The organism is Mycoplasmopsis lipophila, assembly GCF_045276895.1.
Lineage (GTDB): Bacteria > Bacillota_I > Bacilli_A > Mycoplasmatales > Metamycoplasmataceae > Mycoplasmopsis > Mycoplasmopsis lipophila.
Genome location: NZ_CP174165.1, coordinates 278,532 through 289,409, shown reverse-complemented (window position 1 = coordinate 289,409; position 10,878 = coordinate 278,532). Strand labels below are relative to the sequence as shown.

Sequence of the window (10,878 nt, the reverse complement as noted above, 5' to 3'; positions counted from 1 at the left end):
TAATATAAAATGCTTAAATACAGATAGCATAAATTATTTGCATTTATTTTATTTTTTTCACCTTATTTATAGTTTGAAAAATAAAAAATTACCTATTAAAAAATAGGTAATTAAGTAGTGATAAATTAAATATATCAAATGGTACGCTCTAGAGGACTCGAACCTCCGACCCAATGGTTAAAAGCCATTTGCTCTACCGCCTGAGCTAAGAGCGCATTTAATAATATCTAATTTATAATAACACAAAAAACTTTTTTAAAATATTTTTTGTAGTAAGTTTATAATTAAAAATATGTACGGCCATGTAGCTCAGTTGGATAGAGCACAAACCTCCTAAGTTTGGTGTCGGTGGTTCAAACCCGCCCTTGGTCGCCATTTTTTTATTTCTTATTCATAAATTAATTTTCCTTTAACTTTTTCTTTTTCAGGTTCAAGTTCAATGATTTGAAGTTTAATATTATCTCCTGGTTTTAAAATTTCACTAGGGTTTTTAATGTAATGATTGGGATCTTTTTTAAGTGCTGAAATATGAATAAAAGCAGATTGTTTAATTCCAATATATACAAAAACTCCAAAATCAGTAACATTTAAAACTGTTCCATCAATAATATCATTTAGTTTTAAATCATTGATTGATAATACATCTTTTCTTAATTTATATCCCTCTTTACTATCTCTAATATCTTTTGAAGGGTTTTTTAATGAATCTAAAATTAAGTTAATGTCATATTCATTAGAATTTAATTCTTCAGCTAATTTTTTAGGGTTTTGTCTTTCTAATAATTGAAGATCAATTTCATCTAAATCCAATTCAATTAATTGAATAAGTTTTTTAGCTAAATCATAAGATTCAGGATGAATTTGTGTCTTATCAAAAAAGTTTTTAGAATCATGAATTCTTAAAAAACCTACTGCTTGTTCATAAGCTTTTGCTCCCAATCCTTTAACTTTTTTAAGTTCTTCACGATTATTAAATTTTGAATTTTCTTTACGATATTCAATAATATTTTTAGCAGCAGAAGTTGATAAACCAGAAATATATTTTAAAATTTCTTCAGTAGCGGTATTTAAATCTACACCTACAAGGTTTACTACTTTATCAACTTTATATTTTAATTGTTTTTCTAATTCTTTTTGATTAACATCATGTTGATATTGACCAACTCCTATTGATTTAGGATCAATTTTAATCAATTCATTTAATGGATCTTGATATTTTCTTCCAATATTAATTGCACTTCTTTCTTCAACATGAAGATTAGGAAATTCTTTTTGTGCTAAGGGAGAAGCTGAATAAACAGAAGCACCTACTTCAGAAACTACAGCATAAGCAATATCTTCATTAGGATTTTTCTCTGATCTTTCTTCAATAATAGAAGCAATAAAAGCTTCGGTTTCTCTAGAAGCGGTTCCATTACCTATGACAATAACATTAATTTTATAAAGATCTAAAAATTTGTTAACAATTTCTTTTGCTTTTTCTACCTGTTTTTTAGGAGGATTAGGAAAAATAATATTTTTTGCTAATAAGTTACCATTAGCATCTAAAGCAACAATTTTACATCCATTAACATAAGCTGGATCAATTGCTAAAACTCTTTTATTTTTAACCGCTGGAAACAAAAGCATTGATTCAAGATTTTCTGCAAATAATTTAATTGCTTCTTTTTCTGCTCTTTCAAATAAATCATTTTTAATTTCTCTTACAATTGATGGGATAATCAATCTATCTAAAGAATCTTTTAAACTATTAAAAATAATTGAACCAGTTCTTTTGATTTTAAAATATTTATTATTTAAATCATAAATAATTTTCTTTTGGTTAGTTTCTAAATCATAATTTAAAATTTTTAAATTTTCTCCACGTGAAATAGCTAAAACTCGATAGTTAGGAATATGATTTATTTTTTCTCTAAAATCATAATATTGTTTAAAGTTTTCTTTAGTATCTTCAGCATTTTTCTTTAATGAAGTAACTATTTGTCCATAATTTAAATATTGATCTTTAACATAATTTCTTGTTTCAATATCTTGTGACATAATTTGAGAAATAATAAATTGTGCTTGTTCAAGTGCAAATTCCACTGATGGAACTTTATCATTTAAATATTTTTCTGCTTCTTTAAAAGGGCTGAAAGTTTCATTATCTGCATCCATAATAGCTTTAGCTAAAGGTTCTAATCCTAAAGCAATAGCTTCTGAAGCCTTTGTTTTTTTACCAACTTTAAATGGTTCATAAATATTTTCAACTTCGGATTTGGTTTCAGCAGCTTTAATTTTATTTTCAATTTCTTCAGTTAATAAATCTTTTTCTTTTAAAATATTAATAATTGCTTCTTTACGTTTATTTAATTCTACATTGTAAACATAAATATCATTGATTTGAGCGATTTGTTCTTCATCTAAACCATTTGTAGCATTTTTTCTATATCTAGCAATAAAAGGTATAGTTGCTCCTTCTGCCAATAAGTCTAAAACTACTTTAACTTGTTCTTCAGTTAATTTAAGTTTTTTAGCAACAAAAGTAATGGAAATATTATTCATTTTTTCTCCTTGTTGTATCATAAAATAATTATTAAATTATATATATTTTAATTTTTAAGATACTAATAATAAAAAAGTTCTTACAAAAATGTAAGAACTATCTTTTTAACTATTTGTAATATTAAAAAAATCTAAATATGATTTTCCTGCTTGTTTTCTTTGAGCATGTAATTTTTGTAAAGATTCTGAAATGGTTCTTCGATTTTTAAATTCACTTCAAGGAACTAATAAATAAGTAGTTTCATAAGCATCAATACTTTTATGATGAATATTATGTTTATCAATATTACTTGATTTAATCGGATCATCTCAAGTGCAATCAACAAAATAATATTTATTATTTACTTTAACCATATTTCAAGCATGACCCTCCACTTGATTATTACTGTTAATTGCATCACCAGTAATATACCATGAAGGAATATTTAAAAAAGTCATAAATTTTTGAAACATTCTAGCATATCCTTCACATACAACATCGGTTTTAGCAACAAAAGCATATGGACTTCTTATTTTATATTTATTAGTTTCATTATCTTGACCTAAAAAATATTCAGTATTTTCAACAATTCATTTATGAACTGCTTTTATTTTTTTAATATCATCAAAATTTTTACTAATAATTTTAGGAATCACATTTCTTACTAATTTATCCACTTCTAATTCTTCTCCAGCATTTTCAGTTCGATAATCAAAATTAAAAGAATAAGCATTATTTAAGGGATTTTTAAAATATTTAGTAAAGGTTATATCATTAAAATAATTTGAACCACCAGTTAAGTCATAAACCATATCTAAAATATTTGTACCATCATCCGGATTTTTATCACCTTCAAAAATAAAAGGTTTAGAATAAGGTTTGTTATTAACTTCTGCTCTTCCAGAAGTTAATAATTTTTTTCTAAGGTTAAAAATATAATCTTTGTTTAAGTATTTAGTGGAATTAATTTTATTTATAAAATCTAACTTTTCATAATCAACATAATAAGCATCTTCTATATCAAAAACTAATTCAAAATTTTTAATAACTTTATTTAAATATTCATCTGTTTCTTTAAAAACTTGCATATAAAAATCATAATTAATTGAAAGATCTGAAAAATTTTGAGTATTGATGCTTTGTATAACTTTTTGAATCCAAGATTTATATGGTAATAATGTTGAATCATTTATAGATTTATTATTTGATCTGTTAGATAGATCTAAATAATTATTAATAAAATTTAAAAATGCTATTTTGTCATTTAAATATCTATTTTCTCTAAAAGAATATTTTTCAAAAACTAGATTAGTTACTTTAATAATTTTATTTTTTAATTCATTAACAGTATTTATTCATTCTCTAACAACATTATTACTATTAGAAAATTTTGCTTCTTCTTTACCCAAAATATTATTAATTTTATTTAAATAAAAAGTTTTTTCTTTTTCATTAATTTTAATCATTTCATTAGTTATTTGTTGTCTAGCAATTTTTTCGGTTATAGGATATATACTGGAAGAATTTGAATTATTATTTTGAGAATCTTTATCAAAATTATTTTGTTTATTTTTATCAATATTTTTTTTAAAAAAATTAGTAGGAAAACAAGAACTAGAAAAAATAACAGTTGCAAAAACTATTAAACTATTTAAAAATAAAATATTATTTTTTCTATGATTTTTCATATCTTTTATTATAAGTAAAAATTTTATTTAAAAATAAAAATATGAATTTATAAATACATACAACATTATTAAAATTAGTGAGTTATTAGTTTATTAAAAATAAAAAATTCCTATTTTTCAAATTAATTAAAATTTTTTTGACATTTTTGCAAAAAATGGACATATATAAGTAGGTAATACACCAAAATTAAATTTTTTAATTAATGGAGAAAAAATGATAAAAAATAAATTAACAAAAACATATATATTTAAACAAATTTCTAAATATGATGATATTAAATACTATATGATTAATATTAATGAAAATAAAATTGTAAGATTTATTATTGATTGTAATTTAGATAAACTAAAAGTAGTAGAACCACCAAAGTAGCCAGATATGACGGTAGGAAACTTAACCATTGAACAATTAACTAATATCATTAGTAATATTTTTAATAAGAAATTTGATGAAAAATTTGATCAAAAGTTTGATGAAAAAATCAAACCTATTATTGATGAAATTTCATTAATTAAACAAAAAATGGTTACTAAACATGATGTAATAGAAATTATTGAGCAAAGATTAAAACCTATTGAAAATGATGTTAAAGAAATGAAAGAAAATATTAAAATGCTTAAATCATTTCATATAGAAGATATTAAAAAATATAAAGTTCAAAAATAATTATTGAAAATTAAATTTTCAGTTTTAATAAAAATCGGAAAATTTAATTCCGATTTTTATATAACAATAAATTAAAATTTTATTTTTGGTTTTTAAACATTAGTTTTAGTAAAAACATATCAAGTTCAATTCTTAACAGGAATAACATCAAAATTTTGAGAAAGAATAATATATGTAATTAATCCTGCAATAACTAATAAAACTAAAAAATCTCTTCATGAAAAACTTAATTTTCTATATCTTGTTCTTTTAGCATATGGATCATATCCACGGGTTTCCATAGCATTAGATAAATCATCAGCTTTTGAAAAAGAAGCAATAAAAAGTGGAATAACTAAAGTAGTAAAAGATTTTACTTTTTCTTTAAATTTGCCATTTTTAAAATCAACGCCACGAGATGCTTGTGCTTTCATTATTCTTTTAGATTCATCTAAAAGAGTAGGAATAAATCTTAAAGCTAAAGAAATAATCATAGCAATAATATGAACAGGAATAAATAAAAATTTTAATGGTCACATTAAATCTTCTAAAGCTCTTGTTAATAAAATTGGTTTAGTAGTATTTGTTAATAAAGAAGTAGTAATTATCATCATATAAACTCTTAAAATTAAAGATAAAGTTCTTATAATGTTTTCTTTAAAAACCCCATATCCTAAAATTTTTCCATTATCTATTTTAACTTTATTAATTCATCATTCTTTTCCAAATCAATTAATAATATGATAATCTTCACCTTTTAAATTATTAACTGTATATAAATTAACTAAAAAAATAACAATTCCAATTAAAATTGGCATTTTTCATAAAGTTATTAAAGGTAATATTCTTCTATTAGCAACAATAAAGGCTATGAAAATAGGAATTAGTAATAATAAACTAGTAATAAAATAATTACTAATAAAAACTAAAACAATATAAATAATATTAATAATGATTTTGACTCTAGGGTCAAGTCTATGAATAAAACTATCTCTAGGCAAATAACGACCAAATATAGATTTCATTATTTACCTCCTTTAGTTTCTAAATATAAATTTAAATAAATAACTAATTCTTCTAAAGTTTTTACCTTAGGTACATCTATACCTTTATTTCTAAGTTCATTAGCAAATTCTAATAATCTAGGAGGTTCTAATTTATTTTCATATAAAAAATTAGTATCATTTAAAACTTCATAAGTTTCACCATCTTTAACAATTTTTCCATCTTTAAATAAAAGAACTCTTTTAGTAACTGATAAAACATTATCTAAATCATGTGTAACTATAACAACTGTTTTACCTTGTCCATTTAATGCATTAAAAATATTTAAAATTTCTTTAACTCCAGCAGGATCTAATCCAGCAGTAGGTTCATCTGCTACAATAACATCAGGTTCCATAGCTAAAATACCTGCTAATGCCACTCTTCTTTTTTGACCACCTGATAATCCAAAAGGTGATTTTTCCAAATAACTTTCATCAAGTCCAACTAATTTAAGATATTTTTTTGCTCTTTCATATGCTTCTTCTTTTTTAACTCCAAAAGACATAGGACCAAAAGCAATATCTTGTTTAATAGTTTCAGAAAAAAGTTGATATTCAGCAAATTGAAAAATAATTCCAACTCTTTTTCTTAAATCCTTTGATTTTTTAACTTTAGTTCTAAAGTTTGTTTCAAAAATAGTTTTTTTATAAGTTTTGCCAAATCTCTTTTTTTCTATCTCAATTGGATATTTTTTTCTTAAAGAAAAAGAATCTATAAATTTAATATTTTCTTTTGTTTTTTTATTAAATTTTTCATTTTGAAAAACTCATTCAATTGAACCTGAATTAGGTAATAATAAAGCATTTAAATGTTCTATAAAAGTGGTTTTTCCTGAACCTGTTTGCCCTATTACTCCTACATATTCTCCCTGATTAATTTGAACACTAACATCATCAAGAGCTTTTGTTTCTAAAGGAGTTTTTTTATCAAAAATATGAATTAAATTATTTATATTTATTTGCATAATTGATTTATCAATTCCTCCTTATCATATGTTTCTTCAATTCCATTTAATTTTTCACTTAATTTGTAAATAAAAGGAGAATCTATTTTAGCTTTTTCAATAATTTCAGGATTTTTTAAAATTTCTTTAGGTGAACCAGTAGCCAAAATTTGTCCTTTATAAAACACAATACAATAATCTGCTAAAATTGCTTCATCCATATCATGTGTAATAGAAATTAAAGTTTTACTTTGTTCTTTTTGAATTTTATGAATAATTTCTAAAATTTTTCTTTTTCCAGCAGGATCAAGCATAGAAGTCACTTCATCAAAAATAATAATTTTAGGATTTAGAGCAAGAACAGAAGCGATTGCCACTCTTTGTTTTTGTCCACCAGAAAGATACTGGGGTTCTCTTTCTAAATAGTCAATCATTTCTACATTAGTGGCTAATTCATCAATAATTTTTTTCATTTCTTTTTGTGGAACTCTTTGATTTTCAAGGCCAAAAGCAATATCATCTTCCACTGAAGCCCCAATAAATTGATTATCTGGATTTTGAAAAATAATTCCTATTTTTTTTCTTATTTCTTTAATAGTCCCTTTATTTATTTCAATGCCATCAATTTCAATTTTTCCACTTTTTGGTTTATACAAAGCAACTAATAACTTAGAAAAAGTACTTTTACCAGAACCATTATGTCCTAAAATAGCCACATATTTACCTTGTGGTATTTCTAAATTAATTCCATCCAAAGCATTTGTTTTATTACCTGGATATTGAAAAACTAAATCAGTTATCTTAATCATGTATTCTATTATAATATGAAGCAAAAAAATATAACTAAAAGCAATTAAAAAAATAATTGGTTAATTTATAAAATCATTTGTTCTTTTTAATAAATAAACTTTTATTTATATCTAAAAGGAATATTAGAAAAAATAATAATTATGCTTTTTAATATAAAATTATTATATTAATATTTATTAATATAAATTATCAAGAAAGGAGAATCAATGAGTTTTAATAGCAAAATGATTTTTCTATGACCTTCACTTCTTCTAAAATATCTAAAATTAATGAGAAAAGCAAGGAGCTATAAAAGAAATCCAGAAGGTCTTTTCCCATTAGAAAGAAATAATTTATTGTTAGCATATGCTAAAAAATTTGCTAAATGATACAATGTTAAACTAATAATTGAAGGTTATGAAAATTTACCCAATAATGGGCCGGTAATCCTAACTCCTAACCATAAGTCAAACATTGATCCTATTTTGGTATTAGCAGCATTAGAATCACAAAGAAAATCTGAAAATATTCCAAATAAAATGCCTTGTTTTTTAGCTAAAAAAGAATTAGAAAAAAACAAAACTATAAAAAAAGTTGCTAGTTTATTAGATACATTTTTTATAGATAGAAATAATATTCGTGAAGCTATAAAAACTCTAAACGATTTTGGAACTTTTATTAAAGATTATGCTAGGTATGGTGTAATTTTTCCTGAAGGAACAAGAGTAATGGAAGATGATTTAGGTGAATTCAAACCTGGTGCATTTAAAATAGCAATGAAAGAATATTTACCTATTATTCCTGTTGCCATTAGTGATACAAGAGATGCTTTAAACAAAAAAAGAAATAAAAAATTAATTATTAAAATTAAATTCTTAACCCCTATTAAACCAAGTAGTTTTATTTCAATGGATACTAAATTTTTAGCTGAAAAAATTAGAAAATTAATAGTAGAAGAATTAGAAAAAATGAAAGAAAATAATTAAAAAGGAAAAATATGAATAGTTTATATGAAACAGATGATAAACGTTTTGACATTAAATTAGAAAATTTTGATGGACCTCTAGATTTATTATTAAGTTTAGTTCAAGATAAAAACGTTAATATAATGGATATAGATTTGGCAGATTTAGCAACTAAATATTTGGCCATTATTCAAAATTTAAAAGAACAAGATATTGATATTGCTGGTGATTATCTTGTTATGGCTGCTACTTTGTTACAATTAAAAACTAAAATGGTGCTTTATACTCCAGAAGAAAAACCTGAAATTGAAGAAGATAAAAGAGAAATTTTAAGAAGATTAGCAGAATATCAACAATTTAAAGAAATAGCAACAGTTTTAAAAACAAATGAATTAGATAGAAAAAATATTTTTATTAAAGCTCCAAGTAATGTTGAAGAATTCTATGCAGAAGCTGATCCTTCAAAATTAGATGGTAATTCGAACCCAATTACTTTAATTAAAGTATTAAGACAAATGTTTGAAAGAACTTATGCTCAACACTTAAGACAATCAAAGTTAGAAACATTTACTTTAACGCCTAAAGATCAAATACCCTTTATTAGAAATTTATTTAAAAATAAAGATGAAGTAACTTTTGAAGAAATTTTTGTTCTACCATCAATAAATCACTTTGTGATAACTCTAATTGCAGTTTTGGAACTTTCAAAAAGACAAGAGATTATAATTAATCAAAAAGAACAATATGGAATAATAACATTTATTAAAGGACCTGAATATGAAAAATAAAATATTAGAAGCATTATTATATGTACAAGGTGATGAAGGATTAACCTTAAATCAAGTAAAAGAAATTTTTGGTTTACAAACTATTGCTGAAGCTCGAAAAGTAATGAATGATTTTTTTAAAGATTACAATGATAAAGATGGAGCTTTAAAAGTTGTTAATTTTAATGATGTATATAAATTAGCTACAAGAGAAACATATAAAGATTACATTACAAAAATGGTTCAAGTAGTTAAAAAACAAAGACTTTCAGCTGCTGCTATTGAAGTTGTTGGAATTGTTGCTTATAGACAACCAGTTACTCGTTCAATGATAAACAACATTAGAGGAGTGGCTAGTGAACAAGTTTTAAACTCATTATTAACAAAAGGAATGGTAGAAGAAGTAGGGATTTCTCCCACTCCTGGAAATCCAATTTTATATGGAATAACCAATAAATTTTATGATTACTTTAAAATTAAATCATTAGCTGAATTACCTAAATTAACTGAATTTAATTTCGTTGATGGAACTGAAAATGAAGCAGAAGACTTTAATTTATTTGATAGTCAACGTCAAGATTAATTAAAAACTAAAGGTGCATTTTTGCACCTTTATCTATTTATTTTTATATGTTTAAATACCAATGCGATTCTAATGATCAAGGAAGAAATTTATATAAAATTACTATTAAACTTTTTCCTTATTTACCTATTTCAAAGATAGAAAAGATGTTTAGACTTAAAGAAATTAAAGTTAATAATAAACGAACTAATAATAAAAAATGATTACTAAACAATCAAGATGAAATTATTTATTATTGTAATTATAAAACTAATTTGAATTTTGAAAAAAATGAATATATTAGTGAAATAAAAAAACCAAAATTAAAAATAATTTATGAAGACCAAAATATTTTATTAGTTGAAAAAGATCATAAAACAAATGTTCATAGTGAAGTAAATTGTTTAGATGAACAAGTATTAAATTATTTAAATTTTCATAATAATTCTCCTTTTAAACCTTCTCATATTGGAAGATTAGATAGAAACACAAGTGGAATTATGATTTATGCAAAAAATTACTCTACTTTAAGATATTTACTAGAAAATAAAAATACTATTCAAAAAACATATTTATTAAAAAATAATATGAAAACCCCAATTAATCAAATTGTTAAAAACAAAATAGAAATTGATGAAAATAATAAAAAAGTAAATGTTTATAATGAAAAGTCATCAAAAGGTAAATTAGCAATTACTCATTTTTTTAACATTGATAAAAACATTTATGCTGAAATAGAAACTGGAAGAAAACATCAAATTAGAGCAACAAGCGCTTGATTAGGATATCCAATTATTGGAGATCAAAAATATAATAAAAATTTTTCTAAAAATGATATGCGTTTATTTTTGCATTGTTATAAAGTTCAATTTAGAAATTTGGAAAATGAACTAAGTTATTTAAATAATAAAGAATTCATTTTAGAACCCAAAAAATGAAAGGAATAA

At 23.1% G+C, this 10,878-nt stretch carries 11 protein-coding genes and 2 tRNA genes; 7 read left to right on the top strand and 6 right to left on the bottom strand.

The window, feature by feature from the left end; translation table 4 throughout:
* Window positions 1-139 precede the first annotated feature (139 nt).
* Window positions 140-215, bottom strand: a tRNA-Lys gene (locus tag ACJA27_RS01260).
* A gap of 83 nt (window positions 216-298) precedes the next feature.
* On the opposite strand from ACJA27_RS01260, the gene ACJA27_RS01255 reads away from it, so the two are divergent.
* Window positions 299-375, top strand: a tRNA-Arg gene (locus ACJA27_RS01255).
* A gap of 12 nt (window positions 376-387) precedes the next feature.
* Here the strand turns inward: ACJA27_RS01255 and ACJA27_RS01250 are convergent.
* Both ACJA27_RS01250 and ACJA27_RS01245 read right to left on the bottom strand, forming a co-directional pair.
* A complete protein-coding gene (locus ACJA27_RS01250; RefSeq protein WP_406618182.1) occupies window positions 388-2,544 on the bottom strand; it encodes a helix-hairpin-helix domain-containing protein in 2,157 nt (718 codons plus the stop codon).
* 105 nt (window positions 2,545-2,649) lie between these two features.
* The gene (locus tag ACJA27_RS01245; RefSeq protein ID WP_406618181.1) at window positions 2,650-4,212 is read right to left on the bottom strand and encodes a transglutaminase domain-containing protein; all 1,563 of its coding nucleotides are present in this window, start codon (window positions 4,210-4,212) and stop codon (window positions 2,650-2,652) included.
* A gap of 214 nt (window positions 4,213-4,426) precedes the next feature.
* Between ACJA27_RS01245 and ACJA27_RS01240 the strand changes: the two genes are divergently transcribed.
* Window positions 4,427-4,585 (top strand): hypothetical protein, encoded by a 159-nt coding sequence (locus ACJA27_RS01240; RefSeq protein WP_406618180.1) that lies wholly within the window; start codon window positions 4,427-4,429, stop codon window positions 4,583-4,585.
* A 6-nt stretch (window positions 4,586-4,591) separates the two neighbouring features.
* Window positions 4,592-4,879, top strand: coding sequence for a hypothetical protein (locus tag ACJA27_RS01235; RefSeq protein ID WP_406618179.1), 288 nt, complete (start codon window positions 4,592-4,594; stop codon window positions 4,877-4,879).
* Window positions 4,880-4,971: 92 nt separating this feature from the next.
* Here ACJA27_RS01235 and ACJA27_RS01230 read toward each other — a convergent pair whose 3' ends face one another.
* From ACJA27_RS01230 to ACJA27_RS01220, 3 genes are read right to left on the bottom strand one after another with little or no spacing between them, the layout of a single operon-like run.
* Window positions 4,972-5,883 (bottom strand): energy-coupling factor transporter transmembrane component T family protein, encoded by a 912-nt coding sequence (locus ACJA27_RS01230; RefSeq protein WP_406618178.1) that lies wholly within the window; start codon window positions 5,881-5,883, stop codon window positions 4,972-4,974.
* Complete coding sequence (locus ACJA27_RS01225) at window positions 5,883-6,869, bottom strand: energy-coupling factor transporter ATPase (protein ID WP_406618177.1); 987 nt, start codon at window positions 6,867-6,869, stop codon at window positions 5,883-5,885. Before ACJA27_RS01225 ends, ACJA27_RS01230 begins: the two co-directional genes overlap by 1 nt.
* Window positions 6,860-7,657, bottom strand: coding sequence for an energy-coupling factor transporter ATPase (locus tag ACJA27_RS01220; RefSeq protein WP_406618176.1), 798 nt, complete (start codon window positions 7,655-7,657; stop codon window positions 6,860-6,862). Before ACJA27_RS01220 ends, ACJA27_RS01225 begins: the two co-directional genes overlap by 10 nt.
* 207 nt (window positions 7,658-7,864) lie before the next feature.
* Between ACJA27_RS01220 and ACJA27_RS01215 the strand changes: the two genes are divergently transcribed.
* Genes ACJA27_RS01215 through ACJA27_RS01200 form a run of 4 tightly spaced genes read left to right on the top strand, consistent with a single transcriptional unit; the run spans window position 7,865 to window position 10,878 of the window.
* Entirely contained in the window at window positions 7,865-8,623 is a 759-nt protein-coding gene (locus ACJA27_RS01215; RefSeq protein WP_406618175.1) for a lysophospholipid acyltransferase family protein, read from the top strand.
* A gap of 11 nt (window positions 8,624-8,634) precedes the next feature.
* The gene (locus ACJA27_RS01210; protein WP_406618174.1) at window positions 8,635-9,390 is read left to right on the top strand and encodes a segregation/condensation protein A; all 756 of its coding nucleotides are present in this window, start codon (window positions 8,635-8,637) and stop codon (window positions 9,388-9,390) included.
* Complete coding sequence (scpB, locus tag ACJA27_RS01205; RefSeq protein ID WP_406618173.1) at window positions 9,380-9,952, top strand: SMC-Scp complex subunit ScpB; 573 nt, start codon at window positions 9,380-9,382, stop codon at window positions 9,950-9,952. The genes ACJA27_RS01210 and scpB overlap by 11 nt, the downstream gene beginning before the upstream one ends.
* A gap of 47 nt (window positions 9,953-9,999) precedes the next feature.
* Window positions 10,000-10,878: a pseudouridine synthase family protein gene (locus tag ACJA27_RS01200; RefSeq protein ID WP_406618172.1), complete on the top strand. Its 879-nt coding sequence runs from the start codon at window positions 10,000-10,002 to the stop codon at window positions 10,876-10,878.